Origin of the sequence: Macellibacteroides fermentans, from assembly GCF_013409575.1 — a bacterium.
GTDB classification, from domain to species: Bacteria; Bacteroidota; Bacteroidia; order Bacteroidales; family Tannerellaceae; genus Macellibacteroides; species Macellibacteroides fermentans.
Genome location: NZ_JACCCY010000003.1, coordinates 530,437 through 545,695, shown reverse-complemented (window position 1 = coordinate 545,695; position 15,259 = coordinate 530,437). Strand labels below are relative to the sequence as shown.

Annotated in this window: 16 protein-coding genes; 2 read left to right on the top strand and 14 right to left on the bottom strand. The window is 32.9% G+C overall.

Features of this window, described 5'->3' with window-relative positions; translation table 11 throughout:
- Window positions 1-209: 209 nt before the first annotated feature.
- Window positions 210-539 carry a hypothetical protein gene (locus F5613_RS11665; protein ID WP_179399797.1) on the bottom strand — a complete coding sequence of 110 codons (330 nt, stop codon included), beginning with the start codon at window positions 537-539 and terminating at the stop codon, window positions 210-212.
- Between the two features lie 524 nt (window positions 540-1,063).
- Here F5613_RS11665 and F5613_RS16455 point away from each other — a divergent pair.
- Window positions 1,064-1,267: a type I restriction-modification system subunit M N-terminal domain-containing protein gene (locus tag F5613_RS16455; protein WP_068181358.1), complete on the top strand. Its 204-nt coding sequence runs from the start codon at window positions 1,064-1,066 to the stop codon at window positions 1,265-1,267.
- 1 nt (window position 1,268) lies between these two features.
- Entirely contained in the window at window positions 1,269-2,678 is a 1,410-nt protein-coding gene (locus F5613_RS11655) for an RNA-binding domain-containing protein (RefSeq protein WP_179399876.1), read from the top strand.
- Window positions 2,679-2,951: 273 nt separating this feature from the next.
- Here F5613_RS11655 and F5613_RS11650 read toward each other — a convergent pair whose 3' ends face one another.
- From F5613_RS11650 to F5613_RS11590, 13 genes are all read right to left on the bottom strand, one after another.
- The gene (locus F5613_RS11650) at window positions 2,952-4,160 is read right to left on the bottom strand and encodes a 6-bladed beta-propeller (protein WP_179399875.1); all 1,209 of its coding nucleotides are present in this window, start codon (window positions 4,158-4,160) and stop codon (window positions 2,952-2,954) included.
- Window positions 4,161-4,299: 139 nt separating this feature from the next.
- Window positions 4,300-5,427 carry a BF3164 family lipoprotein gene (locus F5613_RS11645; RefSeq protein WP_179399874.1) on the bottom strand — a complete coding sequence of 376 codons (1,128 nt, stop codon included), beginning with the start codon at window positions 5,425-5,427 and terminating at the stop codon, window positions 4,300-4,302.
- 261 nt (window positions 5,428-5,688) lie between these two features.
- Entirely contained in the window at window positions 5,689-6,831 is a 1,143-nt protein-coding gene (locus tag F5613_RS11640; RefSeq protein ID WP_179399873.1) for a 6-bladed beta-propeller, read from the bottom strand.
- The gene (locus F5613_RS11635; protein WP_179399872.1) at window positions 6,828-6,980 is read right to left on the bottom strand and encodes a hypothetical protein; all 153 of its coding nucleotides are present in this window, start codon (window positions 6,978-6,980) and stop codon (window positions 6,828-6,830) included. Before F5613_RS11635 ends, F5613_RS11640 begins: the two co-directional genes overlap by 4 nt.
- A gap of 158 nt (window positions 6,981-7,138) precedes the next feature.
- Entirely contained in the window at window positions 7,139-8,326 is a 1,188-nt protein-coding gene (locus F5613_RS11630; protein WP_179399871.1) for a hypothetical protein, read from the bottom strand.
- A 123-nt stretch (window positions 8,327-8,449) separates the two neighbouring features.
- On the bottom strand, window positions 8,450-9,271 hold the full coding sequence (locus F5613_RS11625; RefSeq protein ID WP_179398646.1) for an IS3 family transposase: 822 nt from the start codon (window positions 9,269-9,271) through the stop codon (window positions 8,450-8,452).
- Complete coding sequence (locus F5613_RS11620) at window positions 9,268-9,567, bottom strand: transposase (RefSeq protein ID WP_179398645.1); 300 nt, start codon at window positions 9,565-9,567, stop codon at window positions 9,268-9,270. The genes F5613_RS11625 and F5613_RS11620 overlap by 4 nt, the downstream gene beginning before the upstream one ends.
- 275 nt (window positions 9,568-9,842) lie before the next feature.
- Window positions 9,843-10,946 carry a 6-bladed beta-propeller gene (locus tag F5613_RS11615; protein ID WP_179399870.1) on the bottom strand — a complete coding sequence of 368 codons (1,104 nt, stop codon included), beginning with the start codon at window positions 10,944-10,946 and terminating at the stop codon, window positions 9,843-9,845.
- Between the two features lie 110 nt (window positions 10,947-11,056).
- Complete coding sequence (locus F5613_RS11610) at window positions 11,057-12,226, bottom strand: 6-bladed beta-propeller (RefSeq protein WP_179399869.1); 1,170 nt, start codon at window positions 12,224-12,226, stop codon at window positions 11,057-11,059.
- Window positions 12,227-12,404: 178 nt separating this feature from the next.
- Window positions 12,405-12,548 carry a hypothetical protein gene (locus tag F5613_RS11605; protein WP_179399868.1) on the bottom strand — a complete coding sequence of 48 codons (144 nt, stop codon included), beginning with the start codon at window positions 12,546-12,548 and terminating at the stop codon, window positions 12,405-12,407.
- A gap of 73 nt (window positions 12,549-12,621) precedes the next feature.
- Window positions 12,622-13,686, bottom strand: a complete 1,065-nt coding sequence (locus F5613_RS11600; protein WP_179399867.1) for a BF3164 family lipoprotein — start codon at window positions 13,684-13,686, stop codon at window positions 12,622-12,624.
- A gap of 302 nt (window positions 13,687-13,988) precedes the next feature.
- Complete coding sequence (locus tag F5613_RS11595; RefSeq protein ID WP_179399866.1) at window positions 13,989-14,129, bottom strand: hypothetical protein; 141 nt, start codon at window positions 14,127-14,129, stop codon at window positions 13,989-13,991.
- Window positions 14,130-14,133: 4 nt separating this feature from the next.
- Window positions 14,134-15,213: a 6-bladed beta-propeller gene (locus F5613_RS11590; RefSeq protein ID WP_317171246.1), complete on the bottom strand. Its 1,080-nt coding sequence runs from the start codon at window positions 15,211-15,213 to the stop codon at window positions 14,134-14,136.
- Between the last annotated feature and the right edge of the window lie 46 nt (window positions 15,214-15,259).

Genomic DNA, 15,259 nt, shown 5'->3' with positions numbered 1-15,259 from the left:
GTTTTAATAGTTGTACATTTACTACGCTTGAATAAGCTGTTCCCTTGGCTCCATTTCCATTACAGAAACTTCGTCGCTACTACGGAACAGTCCGCCCCTGCCTCCGGTCCTCGGTACGCTGGTTCTTGCAGGGCTTCTGCTTGAACTTCTCCCTTCACATCCCGGCGCAGGTTCCTGCGTTCCGTGAAAAAGCCTCTGTACAAGTCATGCTATCTTTGCACCGGATGCCACCCGGACCGTAAACAGGTTCCTTCCGGATTTATCCCGGGTCTGACAGAAAAGACCCGGTTCTGACATCGTCTGAACAGTTTTCGATGCTTCATCAATAATTCCCTTGCGGTCATCTCTTGTACAGTTACCTGACGATTTACATCGCCTTTTGGTGTATCGCTCACCACCTTGTCTCTTAAACAAAGCAGCATACACTGGTTTGCAACCATCTCCTGCAAGACGGTTACGAGGGGCCTGCCCTCATCTCTTTCACAGTTACAAACATTGCCGCCTGCAATGTTTTCACAGCACACTCTGTCATCTGTCATGCCGGAGCGTAAGCGGCTCGTAAGCGACTCCGCCATTCCATCCTGTAATCTCAAGCGAGAACCATTTACCTTTGCTTTCTACGTCCTTACCTGTTTGGTTTTTCATTCCTATATCTTTGAGAAACAATTCCTATATCTTTGGAAAATTGTTCCTATATCTTTGAACAGCGAAAGTCATAATAAATCATCCCAAATGTATATACATTTTAGATAAAAAGTACCGGTAAATGAGAAGAAAAGTCCCGACAAAACTTTCCTTAAGTATAATTTATTTTTTCCTTAAGTAAAGTTTTTTTTATACTTAAGTAAAGTTTTTTTTTCATTTAGGAGAAGGGAAGACGAATAAATCATGGAATGAAAACAACTAATCTATGCCTTGAACGGAGCTAATTACTTAAATGAAATCCTTTATTGATGTAAGACAAAATGAGAAGTCTCCCTATTTTATTTATTCTTGAAAAATAGTCTATCTTTGTAGTTATTGTAATTTTAAGATACAAGGTTGATAATTAAAAGATGATTCAATGAATACTGCAGCACACAACAAAATAGTATCCTTTATCTGGTCAATTGCAGACGATTGTCTGCGTGATGTATATGTACGTGGTAAGTACCGGGATGTAATTTTGCCAATGTTTGTACTCCGAAGATTGGACGCATCTGCCGATATTCTGGCTTTGGAGAACCAGAGCGATGGATTGATTCGTGAAATTCTAAATATGAACTAAAATGAACGAATCCAACCGTATCGAATTGAAACGTGAACTAAACGACGGCCTCGAAAAAGAGATTGTAGCTTTTTTGAACAGCCGCGAAGGAGGTATACTGTATCTGGGCGTCGACGATAACGGACGTGCCATTGGTGTGCCTCAACCGGACGAGGTACAACTTAAAGTAAAGGACCGTTTAAAAAACAATATACTGCCCTCTTGTATGGGCTTGTTCGATATCGTACAAGAAGTAAAAGAGGGTTACCAGATCTTAAAGATAACAATCCTTTCCGGACCCGAAAAGCCTTACTATCTACGCAAGCAAGGCATGTCCGAAAAGGGATGTTACCTGCGGGTAGGCTCGGCTGCCGAACCTATGTCTAACCGGATGATCGAAGATCTGTTTGCTAAACGTACCCGGAGTTCACTACGTAAAATCAAATCGCCCCGCCAGGACCTTACCTTCGAGCAGCTTAAGATTTATTACAATGAATCTGGGCATACGTTGACTGACCGGTTTGCAGCCAATCTCGAACTGCTAACCGAAGCACGAGAATACAATTATGTGGCTTACCTAATGGCAGACAACAACGGTAATTCCATGAAAGTAGCCAAATATGCCGGGACAGACCGGGTGAACCTGATAGAAAGCAACGAATATGGTTATTGCTCGTTGATAAAGGCAACCAAGCGAATACTGGATAAGCTGGAAGTAGAGAACCGTACGAAAACCCTTATAACTTCCAAAGAGCGGATTGAGTCGCGCTTGTGGAACTCCATTGCCCTGCGCGAAGCAGTAATCAATGCCATAGTTCATAACGATTTTTCCAACGAAGCTCCTCCCAAATTCGAAATCTTTGCCAACCGCATCGAAATTACGTCGGCCGGAGGATTGATACAGGGCTTAAACGAAGAAGAATTCTACGAAGGCTATTCGCTGCCCCGCAACAAGGAAATTATGCGCATTTATAAGGATATTGATCTGGTGGAATACCTTGGATCGGGAATCCCCCGTATTCTGCAAACCTACGATCGGAGCTGCTTTAGAATTACCGACAACTTCATCCGCATAGCCCTACCCTCGTCCGAGCCGGTTTATATGGAAGAGACTGCTTTAGCACAATCACAAACCACACCAGAAAGTAGCAGTCAAGGTGGCTCAATAGGTGGCTCAATAGGTAGCTCAATAGGTGGTACAATAGGTGGTACAATAGGTGGTACAATAGGTGGTACAATCGAGTTATCCGAAAGACAAAAAGAGGTTTTGACGTTGATAATGAATAATAACCGAATAAGTGTCAGATCCTTGGCAAAAGAGCTGAACATTAATAATTCTGCAGCACAATCGCACATCGACCTATTGAAAGAAAACGGCTTCCTAACCCGTATCGGCGGAACCCGAGGCTATTGGGAGGTAACAATAAAATGAATTCGATCTGTATCGGATGATATTTCAAGATTCCAGTTTCAAATTGACAATGAAAGATACTATCAAGAGAATGATTGCTACAAATATCAATCCATAAGAAGTAAACCATGGAATGAAAACAACTAATCTATACCTTGAACGGAGCTAATTACTTAGATGAAGACATCTATTTTCATATACCGGATTGTATAAATTATATGAGTATATTTGTTTTTAGCATTTAATTAAGCCTCACTTGTTTAACTTGGATAATGTTCATCTTATTTATATATATTATTTCAGGGTATATTTTATTACTATTGGATTTGAATCGCTGTCCAGTTGATCGAACAATGTATTGTTCTTCCTCTTCTCTTCATTTTCAGAGAGGTAGTGATTTATAGCTTGTGGACTGATGGCTCCAATAAATTCATTTTTGTAAGCAGTCAACGGATAGCTGAAAAAAGGAATACTGTCATTCAGAGTAATTTTATTTCCTCCTATAAGTTTTCCGCTTTCCTTATCTCGAAAAATGAATGTTTGGAATCTCTTTTTATTATATCTGTTATAAAGAGCAAAATATTCATGTGTATCATTTTTTATATAATTCCCCATGAAATAATAAAAGTCATTGTTTTTTAAAGTATCAAAAATATCATTGCTGCTTATTCCTAGATATTGGTCAGGTAGTTCTTTATCCGAAAAGTCTAATTGATATTTTTCTTGTATACTAAGCGTATCCACATATTGGTATATTTTATTGGAAAATTTGAAGGCAAAATTTGTCTCATTCATAAGTGAGCTAGTATAATCTGTTATACCATAACTGATATTTTCTGAATAGTGAAAGGGAAGTCCGGCTGTGATAATACGAAAATTCCTGTCAGTAATGAGAACTTGCATTTTTGATAACTCCTTGAGATGATTGTTTTGATTTGGAGCAATAATGAATAGGAATCCATCAGGTATTATTCTGAAATTTTTAAAATTGAATGGCAATAATTCCCTCTTAATAAAATTCCCTTTATAATCGTAGTAAGAAAGTCCTTTTCTATTGTACACTATCAAATGGTTTTGCTCTTCATCAATGGCAATATCTCCTGGATTATAAATCTCTTCAGGACCTTGACCTGTAGGTATTCTTTTTATGAATGTCCCCTCACTGGAAAAGATAAAAACATTTTTACCGATATCTGAATCAAGTATGAAATAATGATGTTCTGTACAGATTAGCTTGTTGACTTCTGCTATAAGGGATTCTTCTGTTGTTTGAAGGGGTATTAATTTTACATTGTCAACAAGTTCGTTTATTGAGATCTCTTTTTCAGTTAAAAAAACATTGAAGTCTAATAGTAGCTTGTCCTTATCGAGAATATTTATTGGTTTGACATTACTTAACTGTAATTGTTCTATTTGGTCCATGGAGAAATTAGAATTATGTTCTTTTTTACTGGAGCATCCTAGAAATAAAAATATAGAAAGAATGAATGATACTTTTTTCATGATTTAAGATATTAAAAAGATTATCTCAAATAAAGGTTGTGTGTTCCACATAATAGATCTCTAGATTGTTACAATGTGATTTAACGGCTTTTTCCCCATTAAATAAGCATATGTTTGGTTTTGCTGATCCTTTTTTTGTTTATTCGGGTAATTCGATTTCAGATATGATGTAATCTTTTGTCTCAGAACTCGTACCCAATAGAAGAATTCTCTTATTTTCCTCATCTATAGCTAGATTTGTGTATTGTTGTTCTAAAACAATTAATTTTATAGGATTACCTTTCCAGTCAAATATTAGTATTTTATTCCCACCATAATCATTGACCTCTGTTCTTACTTCTCCAGAAAAAAGACAAATACAGTAATTTGAAGAAGATTTAATGTCAATAAATCCATTTTTGCTGTCTTTAGAGAAAATAACAGGTTGTTCATTATCACCAGTCAGATCATATTGGGGATGATCGAATGTAAACTCTCTTATTAGATGTGGATTGTTTTTGTTATTTAAGTCATAAAACATGATTGATTCTCCAATTCCACATGCCGCAGCAAATACCTTTTTTTCATTTTGAGAAGTCAAAAGACATTGATATATTGCTCCATTTTCTATGTCTGTATTGTTTGGCTTATAATCTTTAGGATAATTGCCGAATCGTTTCAGAATATTTCCGTTCTTATCTAACAAAGCAAAACGATGATTTTTGATTATGCCTGTAGCGACAAACAGATCTTCCTGCAGAGGTATTACCTGGAAAACCGAAAGTAGTGTAGTATCTTCTTTGATTTTTATATTTTGGAATGTTGGGGACAATATATTATTGTGATCTATTCCTGCAAATGTCAATGTCGATTTCCCTGCATCCCATAAACTTATTTTATCATTAATACAAGAAATATTACCTATATGAACGAACTCATCAGGACCTACTCCTTGTGAAGCAAAATCACCTAAAAAGTCTCCGTTGTATCCATCAAATATAGATATGAATTTAGGTTGAAAAATATCTCCAAAAACCAACATCCCATTATGATAATTCATTATGTAAGGATTTCTGACGCTATCAGTTTTTATTTGGGATATTTTTGTTTGTTCATTACTCTTGTTTTTGAACAAGCCTATCATGGAGTTGTCCGGTCTTTCCATGCATGAAGTAAGACCGATGATGGATGATAATATATAAAATACTGCTTTCATACTACGATGACGTTTAAAAAAATGAAAGGGCATAGCAGCGATAATAGCTACCCCGAAGATCATTTGCTTCATGTTCTTTTTCTTTTATTAAATTGTAAGTTAGTTTATTCTCTACCTTTGCCTACTGTTTTTAAGCTCAGAAAGTCGAATGATATGATTCATTCTGTTTGTCGGTTATATTACCATCATTCCCGAACATTCCCCTTTATCTTTACTTTGACGTGCTGTTCGCTATTTACAGTACCAGCAGAGTATAGAACTAATATCCGGTCGTTCGGGTATTCTGTAAGTGTATTGGAGGATAAACAGTCTTGGAGTTTGTTGCTCATGGTGTTATAGTTTTAGTTTATATTTAATAATGCATGGATTATCATCTTCTTTTATTGTTTGAAGAATGTTTTTATTTGTAATTAGATCATTGTCTATAAATTGACCGATATCAGTAGGATAAATGATGGCATAGACGGTTTTTCCTTCAATAGAAAAGAAGGAAGGTAAATTAGGACTTACATTTTTATCTTTTTTGAAAGTCTTATTGTTGTTTGTTTCTAAATTATAAATGTTAATAAATAATTCTTGCTGTTTTATATATGTTGATATAATATATTTTTCATTGTATAGCCTGTCTATAGGAGAATATTTAGGAGAGTCTCTGAGTATAAATTCCGATTTTTCTTCTACCGAATTAAATGTATTTAAATCTATTTTGTCTATGCTTTTATTCCCTCCTTCAATGTAATAACTAGGTATTAACTCCATTTCTTTTTCTTTATATATAAAGAGATAATTGCTAACCTCTGGAGGTGTAAAATATGATATGTCTTTTGAGAAATTGAAAGGAGAGGTAATCGCTGTTGATTCTGCAATTAATCCTGCGTATGATATTTTTTTAATTGTTTTATTATTATTTAAATCATAAATGGTAAAAACACCTTTCTCGGCATTGTCAAAAAGAATATATTGACTTTTATTCAGCGCAAATAATTTTCTGAATCTATCTTTTGTTTGTGCTTTAATTTTATCCTTTGAGATAAAATTAAAATTTATGTCATAAATAGAGATATTTCCAAAAGGATCAAGTATGTCGAGTGTGTTATTATGATAGTTATATACTACATCTTGTAATATGGAATATTCTTGAGGACCTTGACCAATACATTTGGATGAATTCGAAATAAATTCTCCTTTCATATTGAAAATATGAATTACATAGTTGCCGTCAATGACAACATAATATTTATTTGGTATATATAAGGCTTTTTTAGTATTGAAAAAATTACCAATGAGAGAGGAACTATTTGTTTCTAAAGGACAAATTTCTATAGAACTAAAAATTTCTTTAAAATCTGGATTACTAATCTTTTCTAAATTGACAGATATTAATCGTTCATTTGTGTCTCCATTTTTTGCTATATCGTTACATGAACAGATAAGTAAAAAAAGTACGCTTGACAATATGGCTTTTATATAAATCATTTAATTATATTTTTAAAGGTTGTTTGTTGTAAAAAGATGAATTGGGCATTGTTCGATACTTCCACTTCATTTGTGCTCTTGTTGAAATTCCAGCCGTCTGCAACAGCCATAGCAGCGATAATGGCTACCCCGAAGATCATTTGCTCCATTTTCTAAATATGTTATTAAATTTAAAATCTGTGTATTTTCTATCTTTCTTTGTCTACTCTTATTCGGCGTAGATATTCGAAAGATACAAGTATCAGTTGATGCCGGTATCTTCGTACGCTGACCGGTGCTGCGAAAGTTGCGTTTAGATGTTATAGTTTTATTTTAAATAGTATTTTACGATAATGGGATTGTCTTCATCATTGATTTTACTAACAATACTTTGATAATCTGCATGAATAAGATTTTTATCTACGTATTCTTCTAACTCATAAGGTTGAATTGCAGAGTATAAACAATTGTTATTGATACCCAGACAGAAGATTAGTTTTGTTTGAGAATTATTGGTTTGCATATAGCTTTGTTTATTTTTTCTATTATAAATGTAACTTATTCTATTATTGTTTTGTATACTGTATGTATATATGTATTGTTCATTAAAAAATTTTATGATGGGGATAGATGCACTTGATTTTAATAGAAAAGAGTTTATATCATTTAATGTTTTTAGATTTCTTTCTATATCTTCCCGATTCTCATTCTCTTGAGAAGAGTTGCCAAATTTTTCGATTAATGATTCTTTTTGTATAGTATTATCACCGAAATCAAGCTTTATTATAGGCGAGATATCCTGATTGACTCGATCTACTTGGTAAAAACTATAATTTAAACACAATGGGGAAAATATAAGGTTATTATTGGAGGTGAAGAATGGGTTATAGTTCATTGTTATAGAAGAAATACAATCTTCTTCATAACTAATACTTTTGATAATTTTCTTTTTGTTATAATTGCAAAATACTATGGTAGCATCTTTGTATCCAGACATCACAGGGGTAAGAATGTATTCATTATTACTAATAGATACAAATCGGGAGAATATTTTACTGTTCTGTTCAAGACTAATTTTCTCTATAAATTGAAAAGATGTATTGTATCTATATATTGTTCCATATGGATTTAGTATTTCTATGGCTCTTGAAAAGGGATTGTAAATAACGTCGACTGCTGTTCTATACTCATTCGGACCTTCCCCAATTACGTTTTTTGAATTAGCAATGAATTGGCCATCCCCTGAAAAAAGAGAAACAACCAATTCCTTGTCTAATATTATAAACATATCAAGTTCATCACAATAGTCTATTTTTTTGTAAGTAGAAATAATACTATTCGTATCCGTATGTAGAGGTACGAGCTCTATTTTTTCAATAAACTCAGACATTTCTTCATTTTCTTTTTTATCTAGATTTATAGAAATAATATAGTACTCCCTCTTTTTCGACCACTTGATCAGCCTTTTACCTATATGAAGGCCTTTTAATATTTTTATTCGTTTTTTTCTTTTCAATGCTTTTTTAAGGTATGAGTAGATTCATGCAAGGCCAGCCCGTAGCTTTAGCGAAGGGTTGTTCATTTTAGCCTTTCAAGAATCGGAGCATACCTTTTCTTTGCATTTAAAAGAAAAGAACGCTCAGGCAACCGTTTTATACACCACACCGGGAATTTGTCTTCCTATCCCCTGATGCGCCCGGTTGTAGTTGTAATATTGCATATATTTCCTGATTCCTTTATAAAGCTCCAGTCCGTCATCACACGGATTCAAATATACATACTCTTGTTTGATCGTGCGCCAAAATCGTTCAATCCAGATATTATCCTTGGCACGTCCTTTTCCATCCATGCTGATTTTAACGCCTTTTTCTTTAAGCGTTTGGATCCAGGACGGATTGGTGAACTGAACACCTTGATCCGAGTTGATGATTTCGGGTGCACCATATTTTCTGATCGACTCTTCAACCAGATCCAGGCAAACACTTTTCTCAAGCGTATTTGACAAGCTCCAGCCCACAATGTAGCGACTTCGCACATCCATGATAGCTGTTAGATACATAAATCCCTGTTTCATTGGAATGTAACTGATATCTATGGACCATACCTGATTCGTCTTTACAATGTCAAGACCTCGAAGCAGATAAGGGAGGATGTACTTGCGGGCACCCGGATTACTCAAGCTTTTTTGAGGATATTTGACCCGGATATTCATCAAGCGCATCAATCGTCGGATTCGTTTGTGGTTTATCTGAAATCCATTTAAACGAAGCATATCCTGCATCCCCAACACGCCACAAGTGGGATGTTCAATATGGTGCTTATCCATCTTTTGCATTATTTCCAAATTTTCAGGACTTTCTCCTATCGGTTTGTAATACAGTGTACTTCTTGGTATTTCCAATAATTCCGTTTGTGAACGAACGCTGAGCTCTTTATGCCTGGGATTTACAAGTTGTCTCATTTCTTTTTTAGACCGGCTCTCTTGCAGGCATCTGCTAAAAAATCCCGTTCGACGGTCAGGCGGCCGATCGTAGCATGTAGTTTTTGAATTTCCTCCTCACTGTCCTCTTTTTCAGCTGATCCAGCTCCCTCAAAAACCTTGCTGCTGCCATTTAAAAACTCTTGTTTCCATTTACTGATCGTCATGGCACTTACTCCAAAGCGATGAACCAACTCACTTAGCGTTTCTTGTTCCTTTAAGGCTGCAATAGCAACCTTGGCCTTAAATTCGGCCGTGTAATGTGTTCTTTTCCCCATCTCTAAAATACTCTTTTTTGATTCAAATTAAACCCTTTTTATTCGACTTCACAAGTGGTCCAGGTTTTGGGGAGTATTATATAACTTCTATTGATAAATTGTCAGCTTTTTGATTTTGGCTACACGATAATAAGACCAATAGAGGTAGCAGATAAAATATTATTTTCATTTTAGTTGGATAGTTTTTTAATGTATTAAAAATTTCTTTCGTGTTCATTACTAGGTGTTTTACCTCCCTGCTTAACGGTTGCTTTTTCAGTTATAAACCTTTGATATTAAATAGATTTCAAATTATAAATCACCAAGACTGGATGTTCCGGCTCAAAACACTCAGCAATCGAATCTTCTTTTACTTGTTTATAATCTTCAAAATAGTTTTTCACCGCTTCGTAACGACTTATAGCTATCAATTGATTCCCGTTTTGCCATTGAGGGAAAAACGGTATATCATATTGTCTATCTTTAACAATGCCAAACTTTGGACTATCACCTGATTTGGGGATAAATCCATAATATCTATGCGACTTGTAAAAAAAGCTGGGAACCAGTATTTCAGAAAAAACAAAGCTGTTACTATGGAACGCATATGGTTCCTCAAAAAGATCTGTTCTATTCTTATTCACATTCAGTGGCACATTTAATTTTCCAAAATCTATTCGATAAATAGGAATAAAGTTTTCCTTCTCCCATTTATAAATAATATTACTATAAGATTCAGACACAAAAACTTTATCATTTTCATCTTTCACGAAAGGCTTTCCAAGGTTTCCAAATGAATTATTATTAGGGGAATGATTTTTATCTACTGGAACAAAACTAGTTATACATTCTCCTTTATTGTTGAGATAAACATATTTGTTCAACTCACTGTTAGGAGCCAGATTATACAATAAGAACCCTGTATTGATTGCTATAAAGTCAGAAGAAGGGAAATTAAACTTAAGATCTCTTATAGGATTCAGACTTTTATCAAATTCTATTATACGAGATGTTGGCATATCAAGCACATATAATTTTCCTGAATCTGCAGACAAAGCCACTGGATTTACATACTCATTCGGTCCATTTCCTTTTTTACAAATACGGCCAATACATTTTCCATCTTTCATATCGAAAGAATATATAGAAGCTGTCATCTCATCCAATAAATAAATAGTATCACCAATAAAACAGACATCTTTGATTTTTCCAATCAACTGGTCAGTACCTAATTTTAACGGTAATAATTTCATTCCAGAAGCAAGCTCATCAACCCCAAGCACTTTATTCTGAAAGTCTTCAATAAAAAAAGTGTTCAATGCTTCCTGCTTTTTAGTCTCATACTTACAAGAAGAAAACACAAGTATAAACAAAAACAGTAATGTGTTAAAATATCCCATATCTCTATATTATTAACAAAAGAAAGAATATGCTAAGAAACGAATATTAAGATCTAAAAGCTATAACTACTATAGTTTTCAGATTAGATAGTCGAATGATGTGATTCATTCTATTTTAATTTGTAAAAAACAAGAACCGGATTATCTGACTCTTTTATATCTTTATATTGATTAAGGTTGATTTTTTTCATGTATTGAGGAGACAAACGATCAAATTCAATTTTGAGCCAGTTAGCTTCAATAGGCATAACCAGTTGATCTTTAGTTATAGTGTATGCTCCCCAATAACGTATCTCATCCGGTTTCAGATTTTTATTTGCAGCACTCAAAAGAAAACATTTTTCTTTTTCTTTATTATAGAGAGCACTAAAGACTGTGTTTTGATATTGAAATGTTAAATGTAGCCATTTGTCTGTTTCGAAAAAATCATTAAAACTTAATACATAATTACTTAGATCTTCATATGTTTCTCTTTGATTCTTTTTAGGTATAGGGATCTTTTTTCTATATGCATTTTTTCCAAAATTGAGAAAATAGCGTGAGGATACAATCCCTTTATTATCAATTTGATATATATTGTAGTCGCCAAAATGAGGATCAATAATTATATTATCATTATACTTAGTAAAACGATTATGTGATGAGCCTGCTCCATGTTCAATGAGAAAATATCCTTTTTGAATTTTGAAATCATTGTTGACATGATACATCATATATCGATCATATTCAGCACCGAACTCTTTTATTCCAAAGGTTCCTCCCCATAAATAGTATCCTCCTAATGGTGAATAATTGAAATGATCTGGATTACAATATTTTTTAGGATCAGAAAGATCGAAGCGTTTAGTACTTAAATGTTTTCCTTCAAAATTGTATGTTTCTATTTTTTTGAAATCAAGTATTTCTATATTATCTTTATTAATAATAAAATCTTTTAAATCTAAGAATTCTCCAGGACCTTCCCCCGATTGTCCGATTTGAATTTTGAATTTTCCATCCTTTCCAAAGATTAATAATCTTCGCCTGTTATCATTGATGAAAATAAGTGAATCACTGATTTTTAATGTAGATATACGAGAAATTAAACATTCTTCTTTAGTCTCAAAAGGAAGAAATGTTACATCATTAAACACAGAGTCCAAATGTGATATTTGTTTTAAATCTTCTTGTATATTAATAATAGAAGTGCTCTCATTGGTATATAAATTTTTTATATCATTATTTTGACTACATGAAATAAAAAATAATAACGAATATAAGGAAAGATATTTTGTTTTCATGATCTATAATAGATGTGATTTTATTAATTTTTATAATGAACTCATCTGAACTTTATTTTTCTTTAAACTATTAGTTAAAATAGTTGTTTATTAGGCTATTTTCTATCTTTGACTACTGTTTTTCAGCTCGGATACTCGAATGGCATCTGTGTCATTCTGTTTGTCGGTCATATTACCATCATCCCAGAACATTCCCCTTTATCTTTACTTTGACGGGCTGTTCGCTATCTACTGTGCCAACAGAGTTTAGAACTAATATCCGGTCGTTCGGGTATTCTGTAAGTGAATTGGAGGATAACCAGTCCTGGTGTTTGTTGCTCATGGTGTTAAATTGTTTATTTTTTAAAATATAATTATATTTAATGATAGGGAATCTTTTTTATTCTATAACCAACTTATAATTTGTATGATATGATAGACCAGCCATAAGAGGCATCTTTTACTGCCGCATAAAGCATTTGACGATCCTCATTTATGCATATATAGTAAGCTTCATTTGTTAACTTTAGCTTTCTGATGGGATTACCATTCCAATCAAATACTAATATAGTATCTGAATTATAATTATTGCTTTTGTTGTCTGTAAATCTCTTTTTGTCTGCATATAAAGCATATATGTATTCTTTTGTAGCGCAGATATCAAGGTAACCGATAATATTTTCTTTTGATGGTATTACTCGATTTAAGTTGTCATTGCTTACTGGTTGATAATTTGGATTAGCAAAATGGAGAGATTTAATTAAATGTATTTTATTATTGTTTATTTCCACAATATCTAAATTTGAGGAAAAGTTCAGTGAATATACAAATTGATTCCTGTTAGGGCGTTTTTTTAAGTTCCCCTGATTTGATAAGAATTTGTGGTATTTATTGAAATCTTTACTATTGGAATTGTATATTTCTATACCGTAATCTAAAATATTGTTGTATTTATTGAAAAGTGTGTATTGAAATTTAGACTTATAAGTACCAGCTCCTAAGAAAATAGAATCATTTAATGATATTGCTCTTGATAACTGAGTTTCTTCCAATTGATATTTGGCTAATCTATGAGGATGTGAAATGCTTTTTGTATTACACAAAGAATCTATTGAATACTTTCCTATGTATCCAATTTGGTCGTAAAAAAGATAAAAATACTTATCTTCAATATATCCGTATGTTCCTAATGGTATTTCATTAGGCCCTTGTCCTATTGCTCCAAAACGCCTAATAATCTTTCCTGAATTTATATCAAAAAGAGTGTAACTGTCACCTGAATGGAAGTCCAAAACAATAAGTACACTATCATTACAATGTATTCCTTCTATTTGAGCTAAATCTTTTTCTTCAATATTAAAATCACTTTGGGATAACTCTAAAGTAGTAGAGAATATTGAGTCTGGAAAATCCTTTTCTCTCTTAGAACATGACGTAGAGAGTAATATAAATGATATAATAAAAATATATATATGTTTCATTTTACGTGTAATATGGGATTGATTGCTACTTAGTCTGTTATTTTCAGTGTTTATCTTGTAATTTGCCTTTTATTTCATTTCCCGAATCTGAAGTGCATATGTCTGTATATCCACAGCACCAATAGTGTTCATTACAACTTTCACTATTTACTAAAGCTTCAATGTTTTCTAAAGCCAACTTCGTGAACGTAACGATTTATTCAGTTTGTCGGTTATATTACTATCAAACACTTACTTTCCGGGTCTCTGGGAGTTTGCTTGTTCAATTTCGACGTTGGTACAGCAAACTCCCACTTGTTTAATCACTGATCATTCCCTTTTATCTTTACTTTGACGTGCTGTTTGCGATTTACTGTACCAGTAGAGTTTAGAACTAATATCTTGTCGTCCAGGAATTTTGCAAGTGTATTGGAGGATAAATAGTCTTTGAGTTTGTTTCTCATGGTGTTATAATTTTAGTTCATATTTAATGATGCATGGATTATCATCTTCTTTTATTGTTTGAAGAATGTTTTTATTTGTAATTAGATCATTGTCTATAAATTGACCTATATCAGTAGGATAAATGATGGCATAGACGGTTTTTCCTTCAATAGAAAAGAAGGAAGGTAAATTAGGACTTACATTTTTATCTTTTTTGAAAGTCTTATTGTTGTTTGTTTCTAAATTGTAAATGTTAATAAATAATTCTTGCTGTTTTATATATGTTGATATGATATATTTTTCATTATATAGCCTGTCTATAGGAGAATATTTAGGAGAGTCTCTGAGTATAAATTCCGATTTTTCTTCTACCGAATTAAATTTATTTAAATCTATTTTGTCTATGCTTTTATTCCCTCCTTCAATGTAATAACTAGGTATTAACTCCATTTCTTTTTCTTTATATATAAAGAGATAATTGTTAACCTCTGGAGGTGTAAAATATGAAATGTCTTTTGAGAAATTGAAAGGAGAGGTAATCGCTGTTGATTCTGCAATTAATCCTGCGTATGATATTTTTTTTATTGTTTTATTTTTATTTAAATCATAAATGGTAAAAACTCCTTTCTCAGCATTGTCAAAGAGAATATATTGACTTTTATTCAGAGCAAATAATTTTCTGAATCTATCTTTTGTCTGTGCTTTAATTTTATCCTTTGAGATAAAATTAAAATTTATGTCATAAATAGAAATATTTCCAAAAGGATCAAGTATGTCGAGTGTGTTATTATGATAGTTATATACTACATCTTGTAATATGTAATATTCTTGGGGACCTTGACCAATACATTTGGATGAATTCGAAATAAATTCTCCTTTCATATTGAAAATATGAATTACATAGTTGCCGTCAATGACAACATAATATTTATTTGGGATATAAAAGGCTTTTTTAGTATTGAAAAAATTACCAATAAGTGAAGAATCATTTGTTTCTAAGGGGCAAATTTCTATAGAATTAAAAATCTCTTTAAAATCTGGGTTACTAATCTTTTCTAAATTGACAGATATTAATCGTTCATTTGTGTCTCCATTTTTTGCTATATCGTTACAAGAACAGATAAGTAAAAAAGTACGCTTGACAATATGG

Excerpts from the sequence above, each read along its gene's own strand:
- F5613_RS11665 (WP_179399797.1), bottom strand. The coding sequence starts at position 539 with ATGACAGATGACAGAGTGTGCTGTGAAAACATTGCAGGCGGCAATGTT.
- F5613_RS16455 (WP_068181358.1), top strand. The coding sequence starts at position 1,064 with ATGAATACTGCAGCACACAACAAAATAGTATCCTTTATCTGGTCAATT.
- F5613_RS11655 (WP_179399876.1), top strand. The coding sequence starts at position 1,269 with ATGAACGAATCCAACCGTATCGAATTGAAACGTGAACTAAACGACGGC.
- F5613_RS11650 (WP_179399875.1), bottom strand. The coding sequence starts at position 4,160 with ATGAAAAAAGTATCATTCATTCTTTCTATATTTTTATTTCTAGGATGC.
- F5613_RS11645 (WP_179399874.1), bottom strand. The coding sequence starts at position 5,427 with ATGAAGCAAATGATCTTCGGGGTAGCTATTATCGCTGCTATGCCCTTT.
- F5613_RS11640 (WP_179399873.1), bottom strand. The coding sequence starts at position 6,831 with ATGATTTATATAAAAGCCATATTGTCAAGCGTACTTTTTTTACTTATC.
- F5613_RS11635 (WP_179399872.1), bottom strand. The coding sequence starts at position 6,980 with ATGGAGCAAATGATCTTCGGGGTAGCCATTATCGCTGCTATGGCTGTT.
- F5613_RS11625 (WP_179398646.1), bottom strand. The coding sequence starts at position 9,271 with ATGAGACAACTTGTAAATCCCAGGCATAAAGAGCTCAGCGTTCGTTCA.
- F5613_RS11620 (WP_179398645.1), bottom strand. The coding sequence starts at position 9,567 with ATGGGGAAAAGAACACATTACACGGCCGAATTTAAGGCCAAGGTTGCT.
- F5613_RS11615 (WP_179399870.1), bottom strand. The coding sequence starts at position 10,946 with ATGGGATATTTTAACACATTACTGTTTTTGTTTATACTTGTGTTTTCT.
- F5613_RS11610 (WP_179399869.1), bottom strand. The coding sequence starts at position 12,226 with ATGAAAACAAAATATCTTTCCTTATATTCGTTATTATTTTTTATTTCA.
- F5613_RS11605 (WP_179399868.1), bottom strand. The coding sequence starts at position 12,548 with ATGAGCAACAAACACCAGGACTGGTTATCCTCCAATTCACTTACAGAA.
- F5613_RS11600 (WP_179399867.1), bottom strand. The coding sequence starts at position 13,686 with ATGAAACATATATATATTTTTATTATATCATTTATATTACTCTCTACG.
- F5613_RS11595 (WP_179399866.1), bottom strand. The coding sequence starts at position 14,129 with ATGAGAAACAAACTCAAAGACTATTTATCCTCCAATACACTTGCAAAA.